28 protein-coding genes and 1 other RNA gene are annotated in these 26,007 nt (G+C 57.5%); 17 read left to right on the top strand and 12 right to left on the bottom strand.

What is annotated here, in order from left to right; all coding sequences use genetic code 11:
• Window position 1: 1 nt before the first annotated feature.
• The 11 genes from ABLQ08_RS11750 to tkt form a co-directional block, all read right to left on the bottom strand.
• Window positions 2-991 (bottom strand): flagellar motor protein MotA, encoded by a 990-nt coding sequence (locus ABLQ08_RS11750; RefSeq protein ID WP_352942108.1) that lies wholly within the window; start codon window positions 989-991, stop codon window positions 2-4.
• Between the two features lie 463 nt (window positions 992-1,454).
• A complete protein-coding gene (locus tag ABLQ08_RS11745) occupies window positions 1,455-2,261 on the bottom strand; it encodes an inositol monophosphatase family protein (protein WP_352942105.1) in 807 nt (268 codons plus the stop codon).
• Between the two features lie 72 nt (window positions 2,262-2,333).
• Window positions 2,334-2,897, bottom strand: coding sequence for an elongation factor P (gene efp, locus ABLQ08_RS11740; RefSeq protein WP_094074798.1), 564 nt, complete (start codon window positions 2,895-2,897; stop codon window positions 2,334-2,336).
• Window positions 2,898-3,054: 157 nt separating this feature from the next.
• Complete coding sequence (locus tag ABLQ08_RS11735; protein WP_352942103.1) at window positions 3,055-4,176, bottom strand: tetratricopeptide repeat protein; 1,122 nt, start codon at window positions 4,174-4,176, stop codon at window positions 3,055-3,057.
• A 25-nt stretch (window positions 4,177-4,201) separates the two neighbouring features.
• Entirely contained in the window at window positions 4,202-4,843 is a 642-nt protein-coding gene (locus tag ABLQ08_RS11730; protein ID WP_352942101.1) for a thiamine phosphate synthase, read from the bottom strand.
• A gap of 118 nt (window positions 4,844-4,961) precedes the next feature.
• A complete protein-coding gene (fba, locus tag ABLQ08_RS11725) occupies window positions 4,962-6,029 on the bottom strand; it encodes a class II fructose-bisphosphate aldolase (protein ID WP_352942098.1) in 1,068 nt (355 codons plus the stop codon).
• Between the two features lie 221 nt (window positions 6,030-6,250).
• On the bottom strand, window positions 6,251-6,625 hold the full coding sequence (locus ABLQ08_RS11720) for a VOC family protein (RefSeq protein WP_352942095.1): 375 nt from the start codon (window positions 6,623-6,625) through the stop codon (window positions 6,251-6,253).
• A 30-nt stretch (window positions 6,626-6,655) separates the two neighbouring features.
• Window positions 6,656-7,849: a phosphoglycerate kinase gene (locus ABLQ08_RS11715; protein ID WP_352942092.1), complete on the bottom strand. Its 1,194-nt coding sequence runs from the start codon at window positions 7,847-7,849 to the stop codon at window positions 6,656-6,658.
• Between the two features lie 14 nt (window positions 7,850-7,863).
• Window positions 7,864-8,493: a LysE family translocator gene (locus ABLQ08_RS11710; RefSeq protein ID WP_352942609.1), complete on the bottom strand. Its 630-nt coding sequence runs from the start codon at window positions 8,491-8,493 to the stop codon at window positions 7,864-7,866.
• A gap of 91 nt (window positions 8,494-8,584) precedes the next feature.
• Window positions 8,585-9,595: a type I glyceraldehyde-3-phosphate dehydrogenase gene (gene gap, locus ABLQ08_RS11705; protein WP_352942090.1), complete on the bottom strand. Its 1,011-nt coding sequence runs from the start codon at window positions 9,593-9,595 to the stop codon at window positions 8,585-8,587.
• A gap of 142 nt (window positions 9,596-9,737) precedes the next feature.
• Window positions 9,738-11,726, bottom strand: a complete 1,989-nt coding sequence (tkt, locus tag ABLQ08_RS11700) for a transketolase (protein WP_352942087.1) — start codon at window positions 11,724-11,726, stop codon at window positions 9,738-9,740.
• A gap of 442 nt (window positions 11,727-12,168) precedes the next feature.
• Between tkt and ABLQ08_RS11695 the strand changes: the two genes are divergently transcribed.
• The 7 genes from ABLQ08_RS11695 (at window position 12,169) to ABLQ08_RS11665 (ending at window position 15,930) form a co-directional block, all read left to right on the top strand.
• The gene (locus tag ABLQ08_RS11695; protein WP_352942085.1) at window positions 12,169-12,447 is read left to right on the top strand and encodes a DUF4164 domain-containing protein; all 279 of its coding nucleotides are present in this window, start codon (window positions 12,169-12,171) and stop codon (window positions 12,445-12,447) included.
• Window positions 12,448-12,453: 6 nt separating this feature from the next.
• Window positions 12,454-12,834 (top strand): cell division protein ZapA, encoded by a 381-nt coding sequence (gene zapA / locus ABLQ08_RS11690; RefSeq protein ID WP_352942083.1) that lies wholly within the window; start codon window positions 12,454-12,456, stop codon window positions 12,832-12,834.
• 96 nt (window positions 12,835-12,930) lie between these two features.
• Window positions 12,931-13,085, top strand: a non-coding RNA gene (gene ssrS / locus ABLQ08_RS11685) — 6S RNA.
• Window positions 13,086-13,170: 85 nt separating this feature from the next.
• Entirely contained in the window at window positions 13,171-13,749 is a 579-nt protein-coding gene (locus tag ABLQ08_RS11680; RefSeq protein ID WP_352942080.1) for a 5-formyltetrahydrofolate cyclo-ligase, read from the top strand.
• A 33-nt stretch (window positions 13,750-13,782) separates the two neighbouring features.
• Window positions 13,783-14,604: a TIGR00282 family metallophosphoesterase gene (locus ABLQ08_RS11675; protein ID WP_352942078.1), complete on the top strand. Its 822-nt coding sequence runs from the start codon at window positions 13,783-13,785 to the stop codon at window positions 14,602-14,604.
• Between the two features lie 111 nt (window positions 14,605-14,715).
• The gene (locus ABLQ08_RS11670) at window positions 14,716-15,462 is read left to right on the top strand and encodes a YebC/PmpR family DNA-binding transcriptional regulator (RefSeq protein ID WP_352942077.1); all 747 of its coding nucleotides are present in this window, start codon (window positions 14,716-14,718) and stop codon (window positions 15,460-15,462) included.
• 171 nt (window positions 15,463-15,633) lie between these two features.
• Window positions 15,634-15,930: a MazG-like family protein gene (locus ABLQ08_RS11665; protein WP_352942076.1), complete on the top strand. Its 297-nt coding sequence runs from the start codon at window positions 15,634-15,636 to the stop codon at window positions 15,928-15,930.
• A gap of 3 nt (window positions 15,931-15,933) precedes the next feature.
• Here the strand turns inward: ABLQ08_RS11665 and ABLQ08_RS11660 are convergent, their stop codons facing one another.
• Window positions 15,934-16,698, bottom strand: coding sequence for a sulfite exporter TauE/SafE family protein (locus ABLQ08_RS11660; RefSeq protein WP_352942074.1), 765 nt, complete (start codon window positions 16,696-16,698; stop codon window positions 15,934-15,936).
• Window positions 16,699-16,903: 205 nt separating this feature from the next.
• On the opposite strand from ABLQ08_RS11660, the gene ruvC reads away from it, so the two are divergent.
• The 10 genes from ruvC (at window position 16,904) to tolB (ending at window position 25,870) form a co-directional block, all read left to right on the top strand.
• Window positions 16,904-17,419, top strand: a complete 516-nt coding sequence (gene ruvC / locus ABLQ08_RS11655; protein WP_352942072.1) for a crossover junction endodeoxyribonuclease RuvC — start codon at window positions 16,904-16,906, stop codon at window positions 17,417-17,419.
• Window positions 17,416-18,033, top strand: a complete 618-nt coding sequence (gene ruvA, locus ABLQ08_RS11650) for a Holliday junction branch migration protein RuvA (RefSeq protein ID WP_352942070.1) — start codon at window positions 17,416-17,418, stop codon at window positions 18,031-18,033. Before ruvC ends, ruvA begins: the two co-directional genes overlap by 4 nt.
• Window positions 18,030-18,275 carry an endonuclease gene (locus tag ABLQ08_RS11645; RefSeq protein WP_352942067.1) on the top strand — a complete coding sequence of 82 codons (246 nt, stop codon included), beginning with the start codon at window positions 18,030-18,032 and terminating at the stop codon, window positions 18,273-18,275. Before ruvA ends, ABLQ08_RS11645 begins: the two co-directional genes overlap by 4 nt.
• The gene (ruvB, locus tag ABLQ08_RS11640; protein ID WP_352942066.1) at window positions 18,265-19,305 is read left to right on the top strand and encodes a Holliday junction branch migration DNA helicase RuvB; all 1,041 of its coding nucleotides are present in this window, start codon (window positions 18,265-18,267) and stop codon (window positions 19,303-19,305) included. Before ABLQ08_RS11645 ends, ruvB begins: the two co-directional genes overlap by 11 nt.
• A 175-nt stretch (window positions 19,306-19,480) precedes the next feature.
• Window positions 19,481-21,535, top strand: coding sequence for a methyl-accepting chemotaxis protein (locus ABLQ08_RS11635; protein ID WP_352942065.1), 2,055 nt, complete (start codon window positions 19,481-19,483; stop codon window positions 21,533-21,535).
• Window positions 21,536-21,617: 82 nt separating this feature from the next.
• Window positions 21,618-22,085, top strand: a complete 468-nt coding sequence (ybgC, locus tag ABLQ08_RS11630) for a tol-pal system-associated acyl-CoA thioesterase (RefSeq protein WP_352942062.1) — start codon at window positions 21,618-21,620, stop codon at window positions 22,083-22,085.
• Window positions 22,086-22,347: 262 nt separating this feature from the next.
• A complete protein-coding gene (gene tolQ, locus ABLQ08_RS11625) occupies window positions 22,348-23,055 on the top strand; it encodes a protein TolQ (RefSeq protein WP_352942060.1) in 708 nt (235 codons plus the stop codon).
• A gap of 3 nt (window positions 23,056-23,058) precedes the next feature.
• Entirely contained in the window at window positions 23,059-23,511 is a 453-nt protein-coding gene (gene tolR, locus ABLQ08_RS11620) for a protein TolR (protein ID WP_417714816.1), read from the top strand.
• 6 nt (window positions 23,512-23,517) lie between these two features.
• Window positions 23,518-24,474 (top strand): cell envelope integrity protein TolA, encoded by a 957-nt coding sequence (locus ABLQ08_RS11615; protein ID WP_352942057.1) that lies wholly within the window; start codon window positions 23,518-23,520, stop codon window positions 24,472-24,474.
• 46 nt (window positions 24,475-24,520) lie between these two features.
• Window positions 24,521-25,870, top strand: a complete 1,350-nt coding sequence (tolB, locus tag ABLQ08_RS11610; RefSeq protein WP_352942055.1) for a Tol-Pal system beta propeller repeat protein TolB — start codon at window positions 24,521-24,523, stop codon at window positions 25,868-25,870.
• Window positions 25,871-26,007 lie beyond the last annotated feature (137 nt).

Here is a 26,007-nt window from a genome sequence, read left to right as displayed (position 1 = left end):
TCTACTCCTTGGCGCGGTCGAAGGCTGAGGCGATCGAAGTCAACAGACCCTCGATCCGCTTTTGCTGATCGCCTTGCGATTCAGCCCAGTCGCGCATCATTTGCTGCTCGGAACGCACATGCTTGACCAGGCCCTGAATACCTTCGGCAAGGTTTGCCATGGCCTGGTTGGCGTTCTTGCTGCTGCCCTCTTCCATGCTCTTTTGCAATGACTGGATAGAAGCCTGGATCTGTTCGACACCGGAGGACTCCGGCGCAGCGAATGTTGCGTCTTCCGGATCGATATCGGTGACGGTCGAAAGCCAGTCTTCCAGTTCGTTGTAGAACCGGTTCTGGGCCTGACCGGCCTGCAAATCCAGAAAGCCAAGAACGAGGGAGCCTGTCAATCCGAACAGGGAGGACGAAAACGCAGTGCCCATGCCCGAAAGGGGAGCTTCGAGGCCAGCCTTGAGATCTTCGAATATCACGTTGGCATCGCCCGAGCCGACATCAAGGGATTGGATGGTGGCGCCGACTGAACTGACGGTCTGAAGCAGGCCCCAAAAGGTGCCGAGCAGTCCCAGGAACACGAGCAGACCCGTCAGGTAGCGGGACATTTCACGCGATTCCTCGAGGCGCATGCCAATGGAATCGAGAATGGAGCGGGCCGTTGTCGGCGTGAGCGCCATGTCCCCGGCCTTGTTGCCGAGCAAGGCCGCCATCGGAGCCAGCAGGACAGGCGAGCGTGTATCGAGGGCCGGGTCGCCCATCCGGAAACTGTTGACCCAGGAAATTTCCGGGAAAAGCCGGATAACCCGGCCGAACAGCAAGAGGACCCCGAACAGACCGACGAAGACAATCAGGCCGTTAAGGCCCGGGTTGCTCATGAAGGCAGTCGATATCTGAGGGAAAAGAATAAAGGCGATAAAAGCAACGATCACCAGAAAGATGATCATGAAAGTCAGATACGCCCTCGGGCTGGAAAGGCTATAGGGGTCAAATTCACGGGCCATATTGCGCAATCAATCACCTGTTGCAGAGGTCAGAGCACGACTTGCCAATTTTGAAGCATTTGACCGGAGTCGAATTGGCTGCTGGCAAGGCGGATTGCACGCTATGGTGTTTCTCACCATAAGTGCGACCCAACGAAGCCAGAGGGCAATTCGGCCCGGCCCATCAATCTGTTAATCGATCATTTTCTCTATAAGAGGGTGGTGTCAAACCAGTCTATCGGCGTCGTTGTGATACTTGTGCGATGAAATACATCGCCCTTCGCACCATGCCTGGCCGCTGAACCGGTTTGACACCATCAAATGGTTCAAAATTAACAAGACGTGCTCTAACAGATTGATAGCGTGATTTTTGACACCTTGGAAACCTCTAAACGTAACCCAGGGCTGAAATAGGTCTGGAAAGCACGAAAACCGACGCTTCAGTCAAGGGCGCCGGTTATCGAATTGCTACTTATGAAAGATTTCAGTCCTTGGCCGGTGCTTCGGCCTTTTTCAGCAAGCGTAGCAGGTGCTTGTGGGCGTCCTCGTTGCCGACGACGACGTCACCATTTTCCAGCATCTTGTTCTTGCCATCGAGATCGCTGACGAAACCGCCAGCTTCCTTTACCATCAAAAGACCGGCTGCAATGTCCCAGGAGTTGAGATTACGTTCCCAATAGCCATCGAGGCGGCCAGACGCCGTCCAGGCCAGGTCAAGCGCCGCAGCGCCCGCGCGCCGTATGCCGGCAACTTCCGGCATGATGTAGCGAAGTTCGCGCAAGGTGCGCCCGTGATCTCCCTTGCCGATGAAGGGAAGGCCGGTTCCGAAGACCATTTCAGGAAGTTCCATCCGGCCGGCCACGCGAAGGCGACGGTCGTTCATGTAAGCTCCCCGGCCGCGCTCGGCGGTGTAGAGCTCGTCCATGACCGGATTGTAAATGACACCGGCAACGATCTCTCCGGCGCGTTCCAGGGCAATGGAAGTTGCGAAGATCGGAATGCCGTGGAGAAAGTTGGTCGTGCCATCCAGAGGATCAATGTGCCAACGGTGCTGACCGTCGGTACCTTCGACTTCGCCGCTTTCTTCCATGACCAGGCCAAATGTCGGGCGAGCCTTGGTCAGCTCTCCGCGCAGGATCTCCTCGGCCTTGCGGTCAGCGGCCGAAACGAAGTCACCGGGTCCCTTGCGGGACACCTGCAGATTTTCCACTTCACCGAAGTCGCGGACCAGACTGCGTCCGGCCTTGGTCGCGGCTTGAACCATCACGTTGAGGAGAGCTGTGCGGGCCATAGATTGTCACTTGTTGTTGGGCGCTGCCCGGTTCGGGCCGGGCGCACCAATTCGGATTTGGTTTTGTGTGGATCAGTCCGCGCGGCGAACATATTCCAGAGTGCCGGTGTCCACGATGATTTTTTCACCAGCCGTGATGAATGGCGGAACCATCACGCGCACGCCGTTTTCCATCAGTGCAGGCTTGTAAGACGAAGACTGGGTCTGACCTTTGACAACAGCGTCGGCTTCACTGATTTCCAGGGTTACGTGCTGCGGCAGCGTGATGCCGATCGGGCGTTCTTCGTGCAGCTCGACGGTGACCATCATGCCGTCCTGCAGGAACGCGGCGCGGTCGCCGACGAAATCGGACTGAAGTTCCAGCTGCTCATAGGTTTCCGTATCCATGAAGATCAGCATGTCGTCCTGGGTATAAAGGTACTGGAAGTCCTTTTGCTCAAGACGAACGCGCTCGACCTTGTCTTCCGAGCGGAAGCGCTCGTTGAGCTTGCGGCCATCGAGCAGGTTTTTCATTTCGACCTGAGCAAACGCGCCACCCTTGCCGGGCTTTACGTGCTGAACTTTCACGACGGCCCAAAGCGTGTCCTGGTGCTGAAGCACGTTACCGGGCTTGATTTCGTTACCGTTGATTTTCATGGAACGACCGACTTTATGATTTGTTTGGATCTTAAGCGGCGCTACGGCCAGCGGAGACTGGTGCGCCGGAATTTGCTCGCGCCTGTCCACCACAAAAGCGGCCCTGTTTCAAGAAAAAAAGGCAAACTTCCTGCTTTTGCCGCGGCAAGTGGAAGGATTATGGAGATTCCGCGGCCGGATCTTCCGTCGGTTTCATCAATGTGGCCGAATATTGCTCAGCCAGCTCCCGGGCCTCTTCCATGGTGGTTTCATCGAGACTTTCAACGATCCTGTCCAGCGACAAATCGGAAACTCCGAGCGTGCGGGCAATCAGGTGCCATCCGGCGGCTGCCGCATAGTCCTGTTCCCTTCCTCGGCCATAGGCGTAAACACGGGCAAGGCGGTTCATCGCGACCGGATTGCCGGCTGTTGCGGCACGTTCGAACCAGTCGGCGGCTTCCGTTTCGTTCGGATCGACGCCCTTGCCCTGGTGGCGCAGTATGCCGTAATAGACCTGAGCGGACGTGTGTCCGCGTCTTGCCGCCCGGCCAAGCCAGAACGCACCCTGGCCCGGGTCGTTCAAACCGCTCTGTGCTTCGAGAAAAGACAGGCCAAGAGCGTATTGCGCTTCCGGATCATTGCGTTTTGCTGCCTCTTCCAGAAGTTCGCGCGCCTTTTCCTCGTCGAATGGACGGCCGTCACCTTCCTGATAGAGCAGAGCCAGATTGTACAGCGCAGAGGCGTTGCCGGCGTCGGCGGCCTGTTCGAATAGATCGGCTGCCCTTTTCTTATCGACGTCGACGCCAGTACCCAGAAGATAGAACTGTGCCAGCTGCATCGCAGATCCGGCATCACCCTTTGCAGCGGCAAGGCCATACCAGTCGGCGGCCTTGGATTTGTCCTGTTCGATGCCGAGGCCGGCTTCGTGCAATACACCCAGCAGCGCCTGGGCTGCCTGGTCTCCATCTTCCGCCAATGGAGTGGCAAGACCAAGAGCGGTCAGGAACCAGCCGCGTTGAAATGCGGTGTAAGCCGTGTCGGCAGTGGCTTCCTCGCTCTCGTCAAGTTTGGGCGGACCAGCGTCCACGATGCTCAGGAGTGTCTTGTCTTGCGTCGTGACATCAACCAGAACCGGGAGCGACCCTGCACTGGACGTTGTCGGCAGTTCGACCGGTGCAGGCGCTTCGGCGCCGGTCTCCTGCGCAAATGCCACTCCTTCAAATGTCGCGGCAAGAGTTGCTGCAGCAAGAAGAGTTGCGGCCCAGTTTTTTCCGCGTGGGCTGGTCTTGTCCTTGCGCATCAATCCTGCTCCGGTCTCAATAATATTATTCAACTTCGGGAAATGGATAAGCATCCAGAATTCTGTTTGCCTCTGAAATGATCGAGGAAATGTCTGCCGCCGGCTTCCAGACCGCATCTTTCAGCGCCACAAAATCAGCGCCGGTTGCTGCAGCTTCACCCAGGGTATCTATCGTGTTGCCTGCCAGGGCAACGCAGGGGGTTCCGAAGAGCTCCGCCCACCATGCGGCGGCGGTTAAAGTCTTGGAATGAGCGTTTTCCTTCTCTTCCAGATCCAGCTTCCCGAAGAAGATATAGTCTACGCCTGTTTCAGCCCATTCCATGGCATCGTGTTTCAGTTTTGTGCCCCCGGTTCCCACGATGCGGTCCGGCTGAAAACTTTCCACCGCAAGTTTCACGTCATCAAGAGACGTGTCGACGTGAACGCCATCGGCGCCGCTTCGTCCGGCAGCTTGCGTATCCCGGTAGACGATAGCAGCAGCGCCGCCTTCCTGAATGACGGGAACCAGAACGTCCGATGCGGCCTGCAGCTCCTTGGTGCCGGCACCAGGCATATAAATCAGCACACAGGCAATATCTCCGCCGGCAAAGGCCTTTTTGAGTTTCTCGGCCAGATCAACGGCGTCAAACTCGGGCGGTGTCACAAGGAAGAGGCGAGGGCGGTTCACGGTCAGCAGTCCTGGATCAGTTTGATTCTCAGTCCATGACCTAAAGACGGCGAAAGAGGGACGCAAGGCCCCTCTTTCAATAAAGTGAATGAAACTATCCGCTTGCAAGAAGCAGGAATCAGCTGATTTTCGGATCCAGGCTGCCGTCCTGATAGCGGGCTGCCATTTCCGCCAGCGTGATAACCTTCTTGATCTTGGAGGCCTGGCCAGCCGTGTTGAAGGCTTCCAGGCGCTCAACGCAGAGTTTCTGCATCGCTTCGCGGGCAGGCTTCAGGTATTTGCGCGGGTCGAACTCGCCCGGATTTTCGCTCAGAACCTTGCGGATCTGGCCGGTCATGGCCATGCGGTTGTCAGTGTCGATGTTGATCTTGCGGACGCCGTTCTTGATGCCGCGCTGAATCTCCTCGACAGGCACACCCCAGGTCTGTGGCATCTCGCCGCCATACTGGTTGATGATGTCCTGCAGGTCCTGCGGCACGGAGGAGGAACCGTGCATGACCAGATGGGTGTTCGGCAGGCGACGGTGGATTTCCTCTATCACATGCATCGCCAGGATTTCGCCGTCCGGCTTGCGAGTGAACTTGTAGGCGCCGTGACTGGTGCCCATGGCGATTGCCAGCGCGTCAACCTTGGTTTCCTGAACGAATTTGACAGCTTCTTCCGGGTCGGTCAGCAGCTGCTCCTGGCTGAGCTTGCCTTCAGCGCCGTGGCCATCTTCCTTGTCGCCCATACCGGTTTCCAGAGAGCCGAGAACACCCAGCTCGCCTTCAACGGAGATGCCGCCGAGATGAGACATGTCGGTTACCGTCTTGGTCACGCCGACATTGTAGTCCCAATTGGCCGGGGTCTTGCCGTCCGCTTCAAGAGAGCCATCCATCATGACAGATGTGAAACCGGCCTGAATGGCAGTCATGCAGGTCTGCGGCGCATTGCCATGGTCCAGATGCACGCAGACCGGAATGTGCGGGTAGATCTCGACGACCGCGTCCATCATGTGCTTCAGCATGACGTCGTGAGCATAGGCACGCGCACCGCGGGAAGCCTGGATGATGACCGGGGAATCGGTCTGGTCGGCTGCGGCCATGATCGCCAGAGCCTGTTCCATGTTGTTGATGTTGAATGCCGGAACGCCGTAATCGTTCTCGGCAGCATGATCAAGCAGCTGGCGAAGGGTAATACGTGCCATCAATAGTCTCCCAAGAGTCCGGTTCCGTGCAGGTCTGCTGCAGGCTAGCGCGATAATCACGTCACCGGTATTGCGGTGCGTCAATCCCCGGTGGTTCTATCAAGATTTTCCGGCATGGAAAGGGGGACGGGTGCGCTTAAATCAATTTAAATACAAAGCATTGCCAGAATCTCTGCCAACGCAATTAATTTGAAGCGCAAATTAAATTTCCGCTCCGACCGCTATTCCTGAACCGGCGAACTTATGTCGACGAAGGTTCCTGCTGGATCCTGCAAGATCATTCGCTTTTGTCCATAGGGCATTTTTCGAGGAGCTTCGATGATGTCCGCATTTGCAGCGAGCGCGCGTTTATGGATTGCGTCGCAATCTTCAACCACGAAAGTGAGCATCACCCCGGCCGGCGCCTGTTGGGCTTCGGCCGGGACGATGTCATGGGTTTGTTGGAGGATGCCCAGCTCCAGGCCGGGATTATCGGGATCAGCGAGATTGACGAACCAATCCGAGGAAAATTGAGGTTTCAATCCAAGGAGCTGCTCGTAGAAGGTCGCCGTTGCGGCGACCTCCTCGGTCAGGATGTTGGTGAAACTGCGCTGCATTCCGTTTCCTCCCAAACGTTCAGGAAAGCATCAGGATTCCAGCGCCTTGACGCCTGGCAGTTCCTTGCCTTCCAGCCATTCCAGAAAAGCACCGCCAGCGGTCGAAACATAGGAGAAACTGTCGGCCGCGCCCGCGTGGTTCAAGGCCGCGACCGTGTCGCCACCACCGGCAACGGAATTCAGTTTGCCTGCCTTTGTGTTTTCAGCTGCGTGTTTTGCAGCGGCTACCGTTGCCTTGTCGAACGGGGCGATCTCGAAAGCTCCGAGCGGGCCATTCCAGACCAGTGTCCTGGCTGCATCGATCTTGCCCTTGACGGTTTCAATTGAAGCAGCGCCTACGTCCAGGATCATGCCGTCGGACGGGATGGCATCGAGTGCGACAGTCTCGTTGTCCGCACCTGCCTTGAATTCCCTGGCAACAACGGCATCGTCGGGAAGGACGATTTCACAATTGGCTTTTTCCGCAGCGGTCATGATCCGCTTGGCGGTATCTGCCAGGTCGTGCTCGCAGAGCGACTTGCCGACGTCCGTGCCCTTGGCGGCCAGAAACGTATTTGCCATGCCTCCGCCGATCACCAGCATGTCGACCTTGGAAACAAGGTTCTCCAGAAGATCGATCTTGGAAGATACCTTCGCGCCGCCGACAACGGCCAGAACCGGACGCACCGGCTCACCGAGCGCGGAGCCGAGGGCTTCCAGCTCTGCCTGCATGGTGCGGCCGGCATAGGCTGGCAACAGCTTGGCAATGCCTTCCGTGGAGCCGTGGGCCCGGTGTGCCGCGGAGAAGGCATCGTTGACATAGATGTCGCCGTTGACGGCCAGGGCCTTGGCAAATTCCGGATCGTTCTTTTCCTCGCCCTTGTGGTAGCGGGTGTTCTCCAGAAGAAGAACATCGCCGTCGGCCATCGCCCCGATAGCGTCAGCTGCTGCTTCACCGATGCTATCGTCGGCAAAGGAGACGTTGCGGCCAAGTAGAGCGGCAACCGCAGGAGCGACTGGTGCAAGTGACATCGAGGCCACGCGCTCACCTTTCGGGCGCCCGAAATGGGCGAGCAGCACCACCTTTGCGCCCTTTTCGGACAGCTCGAGGATGGTCGGCAGGACCCGTTCGATACGGGTTGTGTCGGTTACCTTGTCACCATCCATCGGAACGTTCAGGTCAACGCGAACCAGAACGCGCTTGCCGGCAATGTCGGTCAGGTCGTCGAGAGTTTTGAAAGCCATTTGAACACCTGTTGTCAGGGGCGGGTCGAGTTGGTTGTGACGGCGATGCCGATGCCGAACAAGGTCAGCAGGACGCCGAAGGAGCGCTCCATCCAGAGTTTGGCGCGCATGAATTGAAGCCGGACGGCCGGAAGCGTGAAGAACAGCGTCACCAGGACAAACCACAGAAACACGCCGCTTGCCATGATGACACCATAGCCGATCTGCGTCCAAAGAGGTGTCTCGGGTGAGGTGACCTGTAGGAACACACTCAAGGCGAACATGGTGGCCTTCGGATTTGTCACATTTGTGAAAAAGCCCCAGCGCAATGCCTTGAGCGGCGGCATGCCTGTGCGCGCATCATCGGCAGGCATGTCTTTCGAGGCGGTCCGGTACATGGAAATGCCGAGAAAGACCAGATAGGCCGCGCCGATCAGCTTGAGCGCATTGAAGAGCAGGATCGACTGGGACACGACCAGGCCAATGCCCGCAAGGGCGTAGGTCACGTGAACGCCAAGCGCAAGGCCGATGCCGAGCGCAGTCATGATGCCTGCAAGGCGCCCGCCGATCAGGGCGTTGCGCAGAACAACGGCGAAATCGGGTCCGGGCACGATGGCAACGACGATGGTCAAAGAAATGACGGTGAGAAGTTCGAGCAAGTACACCCCCGAATGATCGAACATAGAAAAGGCGGATGCAGAAAGCCCGCATCCGCCTGAAAGGTCAATGTGGATGTTGTGACACCCAACTCATTGCTTAGATGAGTTTCGCCATGGCCACGGCCGTGTCGGCCATGCGGTTGGAGAAGCCCCACTCGTTGTCGTACCAGGTCAGGATGCGGACGAAGGTGCCGTCCATGACCTTGGTCTGATCCATGTGGAAGACCGACGAATGGCTGTCATGGTTGAAGTCCATGGAGACCAGCTTTTCTTCCGTGTAGCCCAGGATGCCCTTCAGTTTGCCGTCGGCCGCTTCCTTGATCGCGGCATTGATTTCCTCGACGGAGGTTTCGCGCTTGGCGATGAAGTTGAGGTCGACAACGGAGACGTTCGGGGTCGGGACACGGATGGCAACACCGTCCAGCTTGCCGTTCAGATCCGGCAGAACCAGGCCGACGGCCTTTGCCGCACCGGTGGAGGTCGGGATCATGGACATGGCTGCAGCGCGCGCGCGGTAGAGATCCTTGTGCATGGTGTCCAGGGTCGGCTGGTCACCCGTGTAGGAGTGGATCGTGGTCATGAAACCTTTTTCGATGCCGACCGTGTCGTTCAGGACGTAGGCAACCGGGGACAGGCAGTTGGTGGTGCAAGATGCGTTGGAGACGACCAGGTCGTCCGCAGTCAGCGCATCGTGGTTGACACCATAGACGATGGTCTTGTCAGCGCCGGAAGCCGGTGCGGAAACCAGAACGCGCTTTGCGCCGGCTTCCAGATGAGCGGAAGCTTTTTCCTTTGCCGTGAAGATGCCGGTGCACTCCAGAGCAACGTCAACGCCAAGCTCGCCCCAAGGCAAGTCCTTCGGGTCACGGATTGCAGTTACCTTGATCGGTTTGCCGCCACCAACGGAGATGGTTTCGCCTTCAACCGTGACTTCTGCCGGGAACCGGCCATGAACGGAATCGTAGCGCAGCAGGTGTGCGTTGGTTTCAACCGGGCCGAGATCGTTGATTGCAACGACTTCAATATCGGTGCGGCCGGATTCGACGATGGCACGCAATACATTGCGGCCGATGCGGCCGAAGCCGTTGATTGCTACCTTGGTTACCATAATCAACTCCTGCAATCTCCGGCGTGTCTCGCCGGGCTTAAATCGGTTTAAAAACCACATAGAGTGGTCACAGGAAGAGCACATTCGTGCTCGAAGGCCCGGCACCATAGGGGGAAGTCTCGGTGCCGGGAATTGATCTCAGTTAAGCGCCAAGCTTTTCTTTTACCGCTGTGACAACTGCGTCCTTGGTGATGCCGAAATGCTCGTACAACTCCTTGTAAGGAGCGCTTGCGCCAAATCCGGTCATGCCCACGAACAGGCCGTCATTGCCGATGAAGCGGTCCCAACCCATGCGGATGCCGGCTTCGACAGCAATTTTTACCTTGGCGTTGCCGATCACGGCAGCCTGGTAGTCGTCCGACTGTTGTTCAAACAGCTCGAAGGACGGAACTGAGACGACGCGTGCGGCAATGCCTGCGTCGGTCAGCTCCTTGTGAGCGTCAACCGCGATTTCAACTTCGGAACCTGAAGCGAAAATCGTTACGGCAGCATCGTCTTCACTTTCGATCAGCACGTATGCGCCCTTCGCGCAGCGGTTTTCTTCCTCATAGGACTTGCGTTGAGCCGGCAAGTTCTGACGGGTAAGGGCGAGGATGGACGGACCATCCTTGTTTTCCAGCGAGAGCTGCCAGCATTCCAGCGTCTCGGTGATGTCAGCCGGACGGAAGAAGGTCAGCTGGGGAATTGCACGCAGCGCGGCAAAGTGTTCAACCGGCTGGTGGGTCGGTCCGTCTTCGCCAAGGCCGATGGAATCGTGCGTCATCACGTGGATGACACGCTGGCCCATGAGAGCTGCCAGACGGATCGACGGGCGGCAGTAATCGGAGAAGATCAGGAAGCCGCCGGAATAGGGGATGAGACCGCCATGCAACGCCATGCCGTTCATGGCCGCTGCCATGCCGTGCTCGCGAATGCCGTAATGAATATAGCGGCCGGAGAAATCGTCCGGGGTGACCGGCAGCGTCTGCGCGGTCTTGGTGTTGTTGGAGCCGGTCAGGTCGGCAGAGCCGCCAATTGTTTCCGGGATAATTTCGTTGATGACGCCCAGGCAGGCCTCGGAAGCCTTGCGGGTCGCCATGGTTGGCTGGTCTTCTGCGAGCTGTTTCTTGTAGTCAAGAACAGCTTGAGTGAATCCGGCCGGCAGATCGCCCCGGTTGCGGCGTTCGAATTCGGCGCGAGTCTCGGCGTCGGTTTCGCCAAAGCGCTTCTGCCAGTCCTTGTGTGCTTGCGCGGACCGCAGACCGGCGATGCGCCAGGCATCCAGAATGTCGCTCGGAACTTCAAACGGCTCATGCGGCCAGTTCAACGTCTCGCGGGTGCCGGTGATTTCTTCCGCACCAAGCGGAGCGCCGTGAACTTTCGCGGTGCCTGCCTTGGTCGGTGCGCCGAATCCGATGGTGGTCTTGGCGGCGATCAGGGTCGGTTTGTCGCTGGCCTGTGCCTGACGGATCGCAGCCGCAATGGCTTCCGGATCATGACCGTCGACATCAATGGTGTTCCAGCCGGAGGCAGCAAAGCGGGCCTGCTGGTTCGTGCTGTCGGTGATCTCGACCTTGCCGTCGATGGAGATGCCGTTGTCATCCCAGATGACGATCAGCTTGTTGAGCTTCAGGTGACCGGCCAGGGTCAGGGCTTCCTGGCTGATGCCTTCCATGAGGCAGCCGTCACCTGCAAGAACGTATGTGAAATGATCGACAAGATCCTTGCCGAAACGGTCTGCCTGAAGGCGCTCTGCAATGGCCATGCCGACTGCGTTGCCGAGGCCCTGTCCAAGCGGACCGGTGGTGGTTTCGATCCCTGCGCCGTGGCCGTATTCCGGATGGCCTGCCGTGCGCGAGCCGAGCTGGCGGAAGTTTTTCAGTTCTTCCAGCGAGAAATCTTCATAGCCCAGCAGGTAGAGCAGGCTGTAGAGCAGCATTGAGCCATGGCCGGCGGACAGCACGAAGCGGTCACGATCGGACCAGTTCGGAGCGGTCGGGTCAAATTTCAGGAATTCGGTAAAAAGGACAGTGGCAATGTCGGCTGCGCCCATGGGCAGTCCGGGGTGACCGGATTTTGCCTTTTCCACGGCATCGATGGCAAGAAAGCGGATTGCATTTGCCATGCGCTGGTGTTTTTCAAGATCGGTCATCGTTTTCCCGTTGCTTGCTTTGGAGCCCCTTTAGACCAGAGCGGTTCATCTGGTAAAGGTATTTTCTGAGGTACGTCGCTCAAAAACTGACTTTCGTCAATCTCGATCAGGCGCCAGACAAATATCAGGAACGAGCACCGAGTCAATAAAGCTGCGCAAGGGTATTTCAGGAATAAAAATCCGGCCCGGCGGGTTATAGAGTTGAGGATTCTGCCAAGGGTGGCATTGACTGAGGGAAGATGCGGTGCCTAAGCTCGACACCCTAAAAAAGATTTGCTTTTTCGCCGCAAATCACACGTTTGAGTGTCATGATCTGAATGCATTTCAAATGCTTGGTGGCTGCAGGGGTGAAAGCGCTAAATCTCCAGCTCTGACGGAACGGAATGATAGGCGGGCGCCGCAAGCTATTGGGATAACGTGATTAATGGCGGAAATCGACTGCATGGAAAAGACCAGCCTTGCCGATGCGGTAAAACGCCTAGATGCTGCTGTGGGCAATCTTGAAACCGCAGTTCAGCGGCGCATGGACGCTGACAGATCCTTGAATTCCCTGCAGGAAGATTTGCAAAGGCTCGGCGAGGACCGCTCCCAGCTTGCGGCATCGCTTGACGAAAGCATAGCACGCGCGTCACGTCTGGAAGAGGCCAACAAAGATGTGTCCCGGCGTCTGGTTTCAGCCATGGAAACAATTCGAAGCGTGCTGGATGCGCACGGAGGTTAAGTACTGATGGCGCAGATTACAGTCACGATTAATGGCAAGTCGTTCCGCATGGCCTGTGACGACGGGGAAGAGGACCGGTTGATGGGGCTCGCTGCCCGTTTCGATGGCTGGATCTCCGAGCTCAGAGGTGCTTTCGGCGAAATCGGCGATCAGAGACTGACCGTCATGGCCGGGATCATGGCAACCGATCAGCTTTCGGAACTTGAAAAAAAGATAGCCCGGCTGGAGCAGGAACTGGTGGAAGCGAAGCAGCAACAAGTCGCTGCCCTCGACAATATGAGCCAGAACGAGGAAGAGCTTTCCAGGGCGATTCATACTGCGGCCGCACGGATCGAAAGTCTCGCCGATGGTCTGAGCAAGAGCTTGCGAACATCCGAGCCATCCTGATTCCGGCGTGCTGCCTGGAACAATTTTTCAGATTTCGTTTGTGATGAAATTTTTGACGCTCTGGTAATTGCGAGAGCGCGAGTCTATATGCGGTACTTGCGGCTGCCCGACACGTCAGGAAATTTATCCCCGGGGCCTTACGCATTCCCTAGGGAGCTGTCCCTGCTTTGGGCCGTGGTCCGTTGCATACGGCGCCCACCTACTTTGTAGGTTTCCCGGGATCGCAATTCCAACGGTCGGACGGCTGCACAGATTTGCCTTGTTGATTTGGTGCTCTGAATGTAAGGGGCGCAGGTCCCGGCAGATCGGGCCGGATATATTCAAAGAAGAGGCCCCATGACTGCTCTTTCCCCACTTGCTGCTGAAAAAGACGTTTATCGCAAACAGGCGCTTGGCCGCCGCAAGGCGATGGATGAGATCGAGCGTATCGAAAAGAGCCTGGCGCTCGTCGATCATGCTCACACTCTGCCGATTCCGGATGGTGCGATTGTCGCCGGGTTCTGGCCGATCCGCGATGAAATCGATCCACGGCCGCTGATGGACCATCTTCGGCAAAAGGGGCACCCGCTGTGTCTTCCCGCCATCGCGGAGCCGCATCTGCAGTTCAGGAAACTGGAACGCGGGACAGAACTGGTCTCTGCCGGCTTCGGGACAATGGAACCGGCTCCGCATGTGGAAGTCCTTCGACCGGATGTTCTTCTGATGCCGCTGGCCGGGTTCGACAAGTCGGGAAACCGGCTCGGATACGGCAAAGGTTATTATGATACGGCGATTACAGCTCTTGAAAAACAGGGTCCGCTGCTGTGTATCGGTGTCGCGTTTGGCGTTCAGGAGGTTGACCGCGTGCCCACAGAGGCGCATGACAAGCCTTTGAACGGGATTCTGACCGAAGTCGGATACCGGGCATTTGGCTAACCGGGTCGCCGGTTGACGGTCTAGCGAGGGTTTATGCGTATATTGTTTCTGGGGGATCTTGTCGGCCGGGTGGGCCGGACGGCGGTTATTCAGCAACTGCCGGAAATCGTTGAGACCAACCAGCTCGATTTCGTAGTCGTCAACGGCGAAAATTCCGCATCCGGCTTTGGCATTACAGAAGCCATTCTCCAGGATGTTCTCGATGCGGGCGCAGATGTGGTCACCACCGGCAACCATGTCTGGGACCAACGCGATACGCTTGTCTATATCGAACGGCAGGACCGGTTGCTGCGCCCGGTGAATTACCCCGCAGGCACGCCCGGCAGGGGTGCTCATCTTTATACGGCCCGCAATGGCGCCCAGGTGATGGTCGCCAATGTCATGGGCCGTGTCTATATGGATGCCCTGGATGATCCCTTCGCCGTCATGGACAGGGTTGTGAACGAATGCCCGCTCGGTCAGGTCGCTGACGCCATCATCGTGGACATCCATGCCGAAGCCACCAGCGAGAAACAGGCGATGGGGCATTTTCTCGACGGCCGGGTGAGTCTGGTCGTCGGGACGCACACCCATGTACCGACCGCCGACCACCAGATTCTGGAGCATGGTACCGCTTACCTTTCGGATGCCGGCATGTGCGGTTCCTATGACAGTGTGTTGGGAATGGACAAGGAAGAGCCGGTCAACCGGTTTCAGCGCAAGATTCCGGGATCGCGGTTCACCCCGGCAACCGGAGAGCCAACAATCTGCGGCGTTGCCGTCGAAACCGATGACCGCACGGGGTTGGCGGAGAGAGTTGCCCCGTTGCGTATCGGCGGTCGTCTTGAACCGGTGCTGCCGCCTTTTTGGTCCTGAGTGACCCGAGGAACCGCGCGGGATTTTCTCCGAACTGGATTTTCCGCGCCAACTTGCCTATAAGCGGCGCAGTTTTTCATCAAAATCATCTGCAGAGAACCGAGAAGAGCCATGGCAGGCCATTCAAAATTCAAGAACATCATGCACCGCAAGGGACGTCAGGATGCGGCCCGCTCAAAGATGTTCTCCAAGCTGTCCAAGGAAATCACTGTTGCCGCGAAGATGGGCGATCCGGATCCGGATTCGAACCCCCGCCTGCGTCTGGCCGTTCAGAACGCCAAGGCACAGTCCATGCCGAAGGACAATATCCAGCGTGCGATCAACAAGTCGCAGTCCGGCGAGGGCGACAATTATGAAGAGATCCGCTACGAGGGATATGGCCCGGCAGGTGTTGCCGTTGTTGTCGAGGCCTTGACCGACAACCGTAACCGATCTGCTTCCAACATACGCTCGTACTTCACCAAGTGCGGTGGTTCGCTTGGGGAGACTGGTTCGGTTTCCTTCATGTTCGACCGGGTCGGCGAGATCGTCTACAAGCCGGAAGCCGGTGAGGCCGACGCCGTTCTTGAAGCTGCGATCGAAGCCGGAGCGGAAGACGTTCAGTCCGATGAAGCGGGTCATACGATCTACACGGCATTTGAAGACCTGAACGACGTTGCCAAGGCTCTTGAAGGTGCGCTGGGCGAAGCGGATTCCACCAAGATCATCTGGAAGCCGCAGAATCTGACGCCGGTTGATGCCGACAAGGCTCAGACGCTGATGAAGCTCATCGACATGCTGGAAGACGATGACGACGTCCAGAACGTCTACTCGAATTTCGACGTTGATGAAGAGACCATGGCGGCGCTGGCGTCCTGATAGACCTTCGAAAAACTGATTGTCAAACCCCGGCCAAGCCGGGGTTTTGTTTTTTCAGATGGGGTTGGGTTCCGTCATCACGGGAAATGAACTGCGTCCCGGACTACCTGCTGGCGGCTCTTCTCACAGGCAGAGCTTATCAATGATGTTTGGCTATTCAGGAGACATTTCATGTTCGGCATTTTCGAACTGACACAAGCCGACCCGAAATCCCTTTCGGAACGGGCTCTCAAGCTGTCTGAAGAAGCTGGAGAGCTCGCACAGGCGGTTCTATCCGTCACCAAGGCCCCGGGCAGCGAATACAAGAATCACTCGCTTGCCGATGTCCGTGAAGAGGCTGTTGACGCAGCGATTGTCGCGCTGAGTGTTCTGGCGCATGCATCGTCCAGCAAGGAAGAATTCCAGGCCGAGCTTGACAGGCTGATGGGTGAAAAATGCGCCAAATGGCAGGAAAAAGTCTCAGGTTGATCCCTATCCCCGGAAGAGAGAATCAAGAGCAGGCATGCTGGTGAGGGCCGCCAGGGCAATCAGGACATAGGCAATTTTCCTATAGAGGTCCGGATTGGCATTCTTGAATCCTCTGGAACCGGCGAATATGGCGATGGCATAGACCGGGATCGCCATGAGCAGGAGATGGAAAACCTCCAGGGTGAAAAAGCCGTTCAGGATATAGGCGGCAAAGGTGCCGAAACTCGCCAGGGCGAAAAAAATGATCAGATTGGCCCGGACAATGGCCGGTTCTTTCGCGCTCGACAGCCAAAATGCGACGACAGGCGGTCCGGAGACTTGCGAAATTCCGCCGAGCACTCCGGCAACACCACCGACACCAAGTGAAATCGCAGTGCCCGGTTTTCTGTGGTAACGCCAGCCTGAAATCAGCAGCAACAGCAGACCGGCAACAATCGCAAAAATGGACCAACGAAGGATCAGAACGTCGGCGTTCGCCAAAAGCCAGGCGCCAAAATGCACGAAAACCACCGCGCCGATCACAGCAGGGAGAACCGTGGCCCAGTCGCACATTCTAAGCGCACGAATGACCAGGGGCAGTGCGACAATGCCGTCGATGAACAGAAACGCGGCTGCGGCCGTGGATGGCACGAGGACGCTGGTTGCCACGGGCATGAAGATCATTCCCGCGCCAAAACCGGCAAATCCGCGCACGCAACCGGCGATGAACAGAACTGCGGCGAGGAACATGAGAAGTTGAGGCGGAAAGGAATTGAAAATCTCGAACATGAAAACTCGCAGATTTGCGGGTGCGAAAACGAAAGGCGCAGGACTTCAATCGAGCTTCCGCTGGAAAGGGGAGGACTGCGCACAGGGGTACGGCGAAAAACAGCCTCTGCTGCGGCCGGCTCTCATGAGGTTTTAGACAGGCTTTCCGTTGGTAAGCTGCGCTTTGGCTGGCGTCAACGGGGAAGTTTTGTTACCGATTTGTTCCATGACACATGCGATTCGATTGCTGGGCATCGACCCGGGGCTGCGGCGCACCGGCTGGGGCATGATTGAGGCGGCCGGAAACAGGCTGTCCTTCATAGCTTCGGGAACGGTCACCTCCGACAACAAAAAGAGCCTGGCTGAACGGCTGGTTCAACTTCACGACGGGCTGCATGAGGTGGTACGCTGGCACGACCCGGCCGAAGCTGCGGTCGAACATACTTTCGTCAACAAGGATGCGGGCGCGACCCTCAAACTTGGTCAGGCGCGTGGCATCGCTTTGCTCGTGCCCTCGCTTTCGGGACTTCCTGTCGCTGAATATGCGCCGAATCTGGTGAAGAAAACCGTCGTCGGGACAGGTCATGCGGAAAAGGAACAGATCCGGGCAATGGTGAAGGTGCTGATGCCAAGGGCAACCTTCAATTCAGACGATGCGGCAGATGCTCTGGCGATTGCCATTTGTCATGCCCAGCACAGGGCCAGTACCGCAGCACGTCTTGCCGCAGTGGGGGCAGTATGATCGGAAAACTCAAGGGCACCGTCGACAGCTACGGCGAAGACCATCTGATCCTGGACGTGCACGGTGTCGGTTATCAGGTTTATTGCCCATCGCGCATTTTGCAGGGCCTGCCAAGGGCAGGGGAAGCAGCGGTTCTGTTCATAGAAACCATCGTTCGGGAAGACATGATCCGTCTCTACGGCTTCGGCCTGGAAGCGGAAAGGGAATGGTTCCGGATTCTGATGACCGTTCAAGGAGTCGGAGCCAAGGTGGCGCTGGGAATTCTCGGCATTCTGAAGGCGAGTGAAGTTGCCAACGCGATCGCACTTGGCGACAAGGCGACGATTTCCCGTGCCCCTGGTGTCGGGAAACGCGTTGCGGAACGCATTCTTTCGGAACTGAAGGACAAGGCCCCGAGCCACGCCAGTGTCGATCAGGCCACGATCTCGGTCTCTCAGGATGTGGCAGACAATATTGCTGCGCGACCGGTTGCCGAAGCGGTTTCCGCCCTGACAAATCTGGGTTATGCCCAGGCACAGGCCAGTGCCGCGGTGGCAAAGGCCATGCAGTCCGCAGGAGAAGATGCTTCGACTGAAGTTCTGATCCGGTTGGGCCTGAAGGAACTGGCAGGATGATTGCCTTTACTTACGCGGTCATTGCGATTGTCTTTGTGGTATTGGGCATTGGCGGGATCATGTATCTCGACCACAAGTTCTCGCAGTCGGTCGGGGATCGTCCTTTTGCAATCAAGGGGCGCCGGATCGACACGGATGATCCGTTTGTCCGCAGCCAGTTCAGAAAATTCTATGCACTCAGAGTCGCCTATTCGATAGCTCTTCTGGTGCTTTTGTTGGTAGTCGTAAGCCATGTCGGATGACACACGCATTGTTACGCCGGAAATCCGGGGCGATGAGATCGACAGCACCATGCGTCCGCAAGCGCTGGACGATTTCGTTGGTCAGGCACAGGCCCGCGCCAATCTGAAGGTCTTCATCGGTGCGGCCAAAGCACGCGGCGAAGCTCTGGACCATGTTCTCTTTGTCGGGCCTCCGGGGTTGGGCAAGACAACGCTTGCGCAGATCATGGCGCGTGAACTGGGGGTCAATTTCCGGGCTACTTCAGGACCGGTGATCGCGAAGGCGGGTGACCTTGCCGCGTTGTTGACCAATCTGGAAGAACGCGACGTCCTGTTCATCGATGAAATTCACCGTCTCAATCCGGCGGTGGAAGAAGTGCTCTATCCGGCGATGGAAGACTATCAGCTCGACCTGATCATCGGTGAGGGACCTGCAGCCCGGTCGGTCAAGATCGATCTGGCGAAGTTCACGCTTGTCGCGGCAACCACCCGGCTTGGCCTTCTGACGACCCCGCTCAGGGATCGTTTCGGCATTCCGGTGCGGTTGCAATTCTATACGGTTCAAGAGCTGGAACACATCGTCAAACGCGGCGCTTCTATTCTTGGTATCGGAATGGCGGAAGACGGAGCGCACGAGATCGCAAAGCGCTCGCGGGGGACGCCCCGGATCGCCGGCCGGTTGCTGAGGCGGGTTCGCGACTTTGCGGTATTCGAAGGTGCGGAACGAGTCGACCGGATGCTGGCGGACAAGGCGCTGCTCCAGCTCGAAGTCGATGGAGCGGGGCTCGACAGCCTCGACCGGCGTTATCTCAACCAGATCGCGGTGAACTTCGGTGGTGGACCGGTAGGAATCGAGACGATCGCCGCCGCACTTTCCGAGCCCCGGGACGCAATCGAAGAAATTGTCGAGCCCTACCTCATTCAGAACGGTTTCCTGCAAAGAACACCGCGCGGCCGTATCTTGACGCCCATGGCCTTCACTCACCTCGGTCTCGCGGCTCCGGCTCGACCTGATGGACCTCAAATGGGGCTCTTCGCGGACCCTGAATAGAAAAGCCGGATAATCTATTGACGCGGCATCGTAATTTTTATCGATGAAGCTGATGTAGTGGTTAAGCTTTTATTGGCGAATCCGCTCGTATTGTCTCTTTAACTATGCGGGGGACACTATGCGTAAGCGGCTTTCATCAAAACTAGCTCTTATGTTCTTGGCTGGCGCACTCACCATGTGCGTGGCTATTGTTACGGTTACATCGACTCTCTCAAGAGACGTTGCAAACGGGCAAGCCGACAACAGCCTCCAGAGCGCGACCAAGGCCAAGCAAAAGGTGCTTGAACTGGCTTTGGGCCAGGTGATCTACAGCGCGAAGTTTTTCGTGTCTCTAGAAGAGGCGAAAGACAGTCTGATGAAGACGCTTGTCGGTTGGAAAAACCTGAAGGAAGGGCAGAAAGAAACTCTTCGCAGGATTTTCGTGACGGAAAACCCGCACCCGCCGCAGGAACGTCATCTGCTGAACGAACCGGCCGAATCCAACTACTACGTCAACAATCACAAGGTTGTTCACCCGATCTACCAGGACGTTATCGAGCAGGGGTTGTTCTCTGACGCGGCGTTGGCAAACCCGGACGGTTTCATCACTTACACCTATCGCAAGGGCCCCGAGTTTGCCTTCCATGTCGATGATGCGGAAATCAACGGCAACCCGGTTCAGATGGCGATGGGCAATCTGTTTGCAGCTGCCAAGAGTGAAACTCTCGCAGCCGGTCAGATTTATTCTTCCGGGTTTGTTGCTGCAGAGGATGGAACGGTTTCTCTGGTTCTGGCAGCTCCGGTCTTCTACCTGGATCGCTTTTTCGGCGCCGTGGCGTTTTCCGCCGACATGCAGCAGCTTGCGGCACTCCTGAACGAACCTTCGGGTCTGGGCGAGAGCGAGCTGAGTTTCCTGGTCGATGCTTCAGGGCAGCTGGTTCAGTTGAACGATGCCGGCCAGGCAAGTACGGTGCTTTCGCTTGCCGATGTTTCGACCGGTGACCGGTTGATTAAGCTTGATGGCAACGATTTCCGTTTTGCCGAAGCGACGGACACGTTCGAGAACACGCCGTATGGCGTCGTGGAAGCTGTCAGGCAGACCGAGCTTTCCGCTGCCGCAGATCGTATCACCTATGGTGCTGTTATTTCCGGCTTCCTGTGTCTTGTTCCGATTGTCGGCCTGATCTGGTGGGTCACCCGGCGCATGTTTGCGCCGATGGAGTACCTGGCTGTCGCCGCGGGTAAGATTGCCGACGGCGAATTGGAAGTTGCCGTGGAAGCGACGGAACGGCAGGACGAGATCGGACGGCTTGCGCGCTGCATTGAGGTATTCAAGGATAATTCCGTCGAACGTGAACGCCTTGCCGCAGAACGCAAGGTGGGACACATCGCCCGTGAGAAGCGTGAAAAGCTGATAGATTCGCTGATTGCCTCGTTCCGGGCGGAATCCCAAGCTGCGCTGGAACTTGTCGAGACGAACATCGCGAGGGTTGAGGACGTCTCCTCTGCGCTGAACGACCGGTCTGCATCGGCCTCCGAGCAAGGGCAGACGGCGGTCAGCACGTCGCAAAACGCATCTTCGAATGTGCAGGCCGTGGCCTCTGCGACGGAGGAGCTGAATGCCTCGATCTCGGAAATCTCCCGCCAGGTCGAGACGACTGCCACCATCGTGGAACAGACAACCGCTGCGGCACAAAGCTCCAACTCGAAGATTTCCGGGCTGGCGGAAGCCGCCAACAAGATTGGCGATGTTGTCTCCTTGATTTCCGAAATTGCCGAGCAGACCAATCTGCTTGCCTTGAACGCTACCATCGAGGCTGCGCGTGCAGGCGATGCGGGCAAGGGCTTCGCAGTTGTCGCGTCCGAGGTGAAGTCGCTGGCAGGGCAGACTGCCAAGGCGACGGAAGAAATCTCCGCGCAGATTGCCGCCATCCAGGCTTCGACAACGGATGCGGTCGAAGAGATTGCCCGGGTCTCGGAATCGGTTGAGGAGGTCAACTCCTACACGATCACCATTTCCGATGCTGTTCAGCAGCAGGGATCGGCGACAGGCGAGATTTCGCGCAATGTCGCGGAGGCAGCAGACGGAACGCGAAGCGTTGCTTCCACCGTTGCCTCACTGAATGAGGGTGTTGAGGAAAATACCGCGGCTGTCGGCGACATGCTGACGGCGACACTGGAGATGAAGCAACAGGCGGAACAGCTACGTGGTTCCGTCGAGAAGTTCCTCTCAGAGGTTGCAGCTGCCTGATCGAGATCCTAGGTAAGCGGGCAGGGCCTTCCGGTTTGAAGACCGGAAGGCCCTTTTCATTAGAGCGAGAGAGGATTGCGCCGTGACGGATTGGCCGGATTTGGCGGGACGCCTGGAAGAGGGCGGACACGCGCTGCCCGTTAGGGTCTATTACGAAGACACGGATTTTACCGGCATTGTTTATCACGGTGCCTATGTGCGGTTTTTCGAACGTGCACGATCCGATTTTCTTCGGTTGATCGGCATACATCATGCCGAAATGGCAGAAGGTGCGCATGGCGGCTCGCTTGCATTTGCGGTTCGCAGCATGACCCTTGATTTTCAAAAACCGGCGCGGATCGACGATATTCTGGAGGTCCACACCAGTCTCTCGGAATACAAGGGCGCCCGGATCAAGCTCGATCAGCTGATTTATCGGGGTGAAGAGCTGCTGGTTTCGGCCGCGGTCACCGTTGCGATCATAACCTCCGAAGGCCGGCCGACCCGTTTGCCGCAGATCCTGGCGGAAAAACTCCAGCATCACGCTCCGGGTGAATCGTCTGGCGATTGAAGGGGTTGGGAGAAACCCGGCCCAGTAGGCGCATAGTTCTCATCAAAATACTGAAAAACAAACTGCTGCGTTAAGCTTGCAGTAACCTTAATTGATTCCTTTAGAGAGGGACTTGCTTTGTTCAGCAAAGTCCCAGTTTTGACAAATTCAACCGTCAGAGAGGCGGCTGGCTATTAGAGCTGACGTGTTGATTCCGGTTCATCAGAGGCTGCCGGAACTTCAGAGCAAATGAACGTCAGACGGCCTAGGGGTCTTTGAATATATGGAAACACTAGTCCAATCGACATTGGCGGCGCCGGAAGGTGATATCTCGTTTTTCGCGTTGTTCTGGCAAGCGCACATCATCGTCAAGATCGTGATGATCGGCCTGCTCGGAGCATCCGTGTGGTGCTGGGCCATCATCGTCGACAAATTCCTGCTGATCGGCCGCACCAGACGGCAGATGAGCCGGTTTGAAACCGTTTTCTGGTCGGGGCAATCCCTCGAAGAGCTTTATGGAACGCTTCACAACCGGGTGAATCATTCCATGGCCGCCCTGTTCGTCGCGGCAATGCGTGAATGGAAACGCAGCCACGAAGGGGCCAAACCTGCCATTGGCAGCCTGCAGCAGCGCATCGACCGGGTGATGGATGTCACCATCCAGCGGGAAGCCGAGCGGCTGGAAAGCCGGTTGCTGATCCTGGCAACAGTCGGGTCCTCGGCGCCGTTCATCGGTCTCTTCGGTACTGTCTGGGGCATCATGACCGCCTTTCAGGCGATTGCCGCTTCCGAAAGCACGAACCTGGCCGTTGTAGCGCCCGGGATTGCCGAGGCGCTGTTTGCGACGGCACTGGGCCTGCTTGCCGCCATTCCGGCCGTTATTGCCTACAACAAGTTCAATTCCGATGTCGGCAAGGCGGTCTCGCGCATGGAAGGGTTTGCGGACGAGTTTTCCGCCATTCTGTCGCGTCAGATCGACGAGAGGGGCTGAGCCATGGCCATGCAGGTCGGTTCCGGTGATGCTGGTGGTGGACGGCGCGGACGGCGCCGGCGGCGGCACGCCCCAATGAGCGAAATCAACGTGACGCCTTTCGTCGATGTCATGCTGGTTCTGCTGATCATATTCATGGTCGCGGCTCCGCTTCTCACCGTGGGAGTGCCGATCGACCTTCCCGAAACACGCGCCAAGGCGCTTGAGGGAGACACGGAGCCGATCACGATCTCGGTCAGCTCCGCCGGAGAAATTTTCATTCAGGATACGCCCATTGCCATTGACGAGGTTGTTCCGAAACTCGAGGCCATTGCCGCCAACGGGTATGACGAACGCATCTATGTGCGCGGCGATCAGGATGCCGACTACGGTACCATGATGCAGCTGATGGGCCGGATTAACGCCGCCGGGTTCAAACGCCTCGGACTTGTCACACTGGAAGAACGGGATTCGTAACGCGACATGCGCGCAGGTCTCATCGCGTCATTAGCTGGTCATACGGCAATTCTGGTCTGGGGCATGATCGCCTTGCCGGGCGCGGAGAGTTTTTCCGTTCCGCAGGTCGAATCCTTGCCTGTCGATCTTGTGCCGGTGGAGGAATTCACGCAGCTGAGAATTGGTGAGAAAACAGCCGAAATTCGCGAGATCGCAGCATTGCAGCCGGCCGATACACCGACCGAAGAGCCTCCGCAACCTGCGGACAAACCGGGTGAAAGCCAGGTTCAGCAGCCGACACCGCCAACGCCATCGCCAACTCCGGCACCAGCTCCAGAGCCTGAACCGGAGCCGCAGGAAGTCGCTGAACCTGAACCAGCACCTGCACCGCAGCCCGAGCCAGCGCCTGCGCCGGAACCCGAACCGGCACCGGATCCTGAACCCGCTCCCGAGCCGGAACCGCAGCAACAGGCTGCCCCGGCCCCGCAGCCGATTGTGACCAGTGTCGCGCCGCGGACAAAACCGACACCGCCGCGCCGTGCGCCGGAGCCACCGCAGGACAATTTCGACTCTACCGAAATTGCCGCGCTGCTGAACAAGGTCGAACCTGCGAAACAGACTGGCAATGCCTCACAGGAACCTGCATCGCTCGGGTCACGGCAGGGTGCACAGAATGTGCGCATGAGCCAATCCGAGCTTGATGCCCTTCGTGGTCAGGTCGAGCAGTGCTGGAGCCCACCAGTCGGTGCGGTCGGTGCGGAAGAACTCAAGGTTCGGGTGCGGTTCAGCCTTGCCCAGGATGGTCAGGTAGCCGGAAGTCCTGAAGTTCTGAACTCCAACGGAAACCCGGCTTTCCGGGCGGCATCAAGCAGTGCGGTCCGTGCGATCATGCGCTGTCAGCCGTATAATCTGCCTGTTGCCAAATACGAGGCCTGGCAGGAAGTGATCATTAATTTCGACCCGAGACAAATGCTCGGGGGATAGTCCGGTCAGACCGGAAACATACTGTCGATGAGGGAGCATTTTGCTCATGCGTGGAATACTGAAGGCACTTACAGTTCTTAGGGGCCGAAAAGCCTGGGGGCTTGCTGTTGTTTTGGCTATCGCAGTGGTGGCTGCGTCGAAGCCTGCATCCGCGCTTGTCGAAATCGATATCACTCAGGGCAACATCGAACCACTGCCGATTGCTCTGCCCGCTTTTTCTTCCGAAGGCGGTGACAGCAAACTTGCTGCCGACATGACCGCGGTGATTTCTGCCGATCTGAAAAGGTCCGGCCTGTTCAATCCGCTTGATCCGGCAAGTTTCATCCAGAAAAACATGAGCGTGAATTCCACGCCGCGCTTTGGCGACTGGCGTCAGATCACCGCGCAGGCTCTGGTTACCGGCACTGTCATCAAGCAGCCGGATGGACGGCTGCGTGCAGAATTCCGTCTGTGGGACGTCTTTGCCGCCGAACAGATGCTCGGCCAGCAATTCTACACCACGCCGGAAAACTGGCGACGCCTGGCTCATATCATCGCCGATGCGATTTATGAGCGTCTTACCGGTGAAAAAGGGTATTTCGACACGCGGATCGTCTTTGTCGATGAAACCGGTCCCAAGGACAAGCGTGTGAAGCGACTGGCAATCATGGATCAGGATGGGGCCAACGTGCGGTATCTCACCCGAGGCGATGATCTGGTGCTGACGCCGCGCTTCTCGCCGAGCCGTCAGGAAATCACCTACATGTCCTATGGTGGAGCGGATCCGAGTGTCTACCTGCTGAACATCGAGACCGGACAACGCGAGATTGTCGGCAATTTTCCGGGCATGACGTTTGCACCGCGTTTCTCACCTGATGGTCAAAGCGTTGTCATGAGCCTTCAGCAAGGCGGCAATGCAAACATCTTCAAGATGGACTTGCGGTCCCGCCGGACGACGCGTCTGACCAACACGGCGGCCATCGATACCAGCCCGTCCTTCTCGCCCGACGGACGCCAGATCGTCTTTGAATCGGATCGCGGCGGCTCTCAGCAGCTTTACGTGATGAATGCCGATGGCGGTAATGCGCAGCGCATTTCCTTCGGCCCGGGCCGTTATTCGACACCGGTCTGGTCACCTCGCGGCGATTTGATCGCCTTCACGAAACAGCATCAGGGCCGTTTCATGATCGGTGTCATGCGTCCGGACGGCAAAGGGGAACGTATTCTGACCGAGGGCTACCACAACGAAGGGCCTGCCTGGTCGCCAAATGGCCGGGTTCTGGTGTTTTTCCGCGATACGCCGGGGGCAAACGGCGGCCCGCAGGTCTGGACGGTGGACCTGACCGGTTACAACGAACAGCGGGTGGACACCCCGGCCTTCGCGTCGGATCCGTCCTGGTCACCGCTCATAAATTAACTTTCAATCGGCTCGCTGCCCGTTGGTGTTAAGCATTTGCTAACCAGGTTTGCAAAGATGCTCTTAACCAGGTTTGGCTACAAAGCATTTACCTAAACCGGACAAATCGAAGATCGAGTTGACCGGATGTCAGATTG

The sequence above is a fragment of the Roseibium sp. SCP14 genome (genome assembly GCF_040329475.1).
In the GTDB taxonomy this organism is placed as follows: Bacteria; Pseudomonadota; Alphaproteobacteria; order Rhizobiales; family Stappiaceae; genus Roseibium.
This window is presented reverse-complemented; position numbering and strand designations above follow the sequence as displayed.

What these genes read in the sequence shown, in the direction of transcription:
- ABLQ08_RS11660 (WP_352942074.1), bottom strand. Translation starts at nt 16,698, where the DNA reads ATGTTCGAGATTTTCAATTCCTTTCCGCCTCAACTTCTCATGTTCCTC.
- tolB (WP_352942055.1), top strand. Translation starts at nt 24,521, where the DNA reads ATGCGTGGAATACTGAAGGCACTTACAGTTCTTAGGGGCCGAAAAGCC.
- ABLQ08_RS11645 (WP_352942067.1), top strand. Translation starts at nt 18,030, where the DNA reads ATGATTGCCTTTACTTACGCGGTCATTGCGATTGTCTTTGTGGTATTG.
- fba (WP_352942098.1), bottom strand. Translation starts at nt 6,029, where the DNA reads ATGGCACGTATTACCCTTCGCCAGCTGCTTGATCATGCTGCCGAGAAC.
- ruvA (WP_352942070.1), top strand. Translation starts at nt 17,416, where the DNA reads ATGATCGGAAAACTCAAGGGCACCGTCGACAGCTACGGCGAAGACCAT.
- ABLQ08_RS11680 (WP_352942080.1), top strand. Translation starts at nt 13,171, where the DNA reads ATGACTGCTCTTTCCCCACTTGCTGCTGAAAAAGACGTTTATCGCAAA.
- ABLQ08_RS11750 (WP_352942108.1), bottom strand. Translation starts at nt 991, where the DNA reads ATGGCCCGTGAATTTGACCCCTATAGCCTTTCCAGCCCGAGGGCGTAT.
- ABLQ08_RS11735 (WP_352942103.1), bottom strand. Translation starts at nt 4,176, where the DNA reads ATGCGCAAGGACAAGACCAGCCCACGCGGAAAAAACTGGGCCGCAACT.
- ABLQ08_RS11615 (WP_352942057.1), top strand. Translation starts at nt 23,518, where the DNA reads ATGCGCGCAGGTCTCATCGCGTCATTAGCTGGTCATACGGCAATTCTG.
- ABLQ08_RS11675 (WP_352942078.1), top strand. Translation starts at nt 13,783, where the DNA reads ATGCGTATATTGTTTCTGGGGGATCTTGTCGGCCGGGTGGGCCGGACG.
- ruvB (WP_352942066.1), top strand. Translation starts at nt 18,265, where the DNA reads ATGTCGGATGACACACGCATTGTTACGCCGGAAATCCGGGGCGATGAG.
- gap (WP_352942090.1), bottom strand. Translation starts at nt 9,595, where the DNA reads ATGGTAACCAAGGTAGCAATCAACGGCTTCGGCCGCATCGGCCGCAAT.
- zapA (WP_352942083.1), top strand. Translation starts at nt 12,454, where the DNA reads ATGGCGCAGATTACAGTCACGATTAATGGCAAGTCGTTCCGCATGGCC.
- tkt (WP_352942087.1), bottom strand. Translation starts at nt 11,726, where the DNA reads ATGACCGATCTTGAAAAACACCAGCGCATGGCAAATGCAATCCGCTTT.
- ruvC (WP_352942072.1), top strand. Translation starts at nt 16,904, where the DNA reads ATGACACATGCGATTCGATTGCTGGGCATCGACCCGGGGCTGCGGCGC.
- ABLQ08_RS11715 (WP_352942092.1), bottom strand. Translation starts at nt 7,849, where the DNA reads ATGGCTTTCAAAACTCTCGACGACCTGACCGACATTGCCGGCAAGCGC.
- tolQ (WP_352942060.1), top strand. Translation starts at nt 22,348, where the DNA reads ATGGAAACACTAGTCCAATCGACATTGGCGGCGCCGGAAGGTGATATC.
- ABLQ08_RS11635 (WP_352942065.1), top strand. Translation starts at nt 19,481, where the DNA reads ATGTGCGTGGCTATTGTTACGGTTACATCGACTCTCTCAAGAGACGTT.
- ABLQ08_RS11670 (WP_352942077.1), top strand. Translation starts at nt 14,716, where the DNA reads ATGGCAGGCCATTCAAAATTCAAGAACATCATGCACCGCAAGGGACGT.
- ABLQ08_RS11720 (WP_352942095.1), bottom strand. Translation starts at nt 6,625, where the DNA reads ATGCAGCGCAGTTTCACCAACATCCTGACCGAGGAGGTCGCCGCAACG.
- ABLQ08_RS11665 (WP_352942076.1), top strand. Translation starts at nt 15,634, where the DNA reads ATGTTCGGCATTTTCGAACTGACACAAGCCGACCCGAAATCCCTTTCG.
- tolR (WP_417714816.1), top strand. Translation starts at nt 23,059, where the DNA reads ATGGCCATGCAGGTCGGTTCCGGTGATGCTGGTGGTGGACGGCGCGGA.
- ABLQ08_RS11695 (WP_352942085.1), top strand. Translation starts at nt 12,169, where the DNA reads ATGGAAAAGACCAGCCTTGCCGATGCGGTAAAACGCCTAGATGCTGCT.
- efp (WP_094074798.1), bottom strand. Translation starts at nt 2,897, where the DNA reads ATGAAAATCAACGGTAACGAAATCAAGCCCGGTAACGTGCTTCAGCAC.
- ABLQ08_RS11745 (WP_352942105.1), bottom strand. Translation starts at nt 2,261, where the DNA reads ATGGCCCGCACAGCTCTCCTCAACGTGATGGTTCAAGCCGCGACCAAG.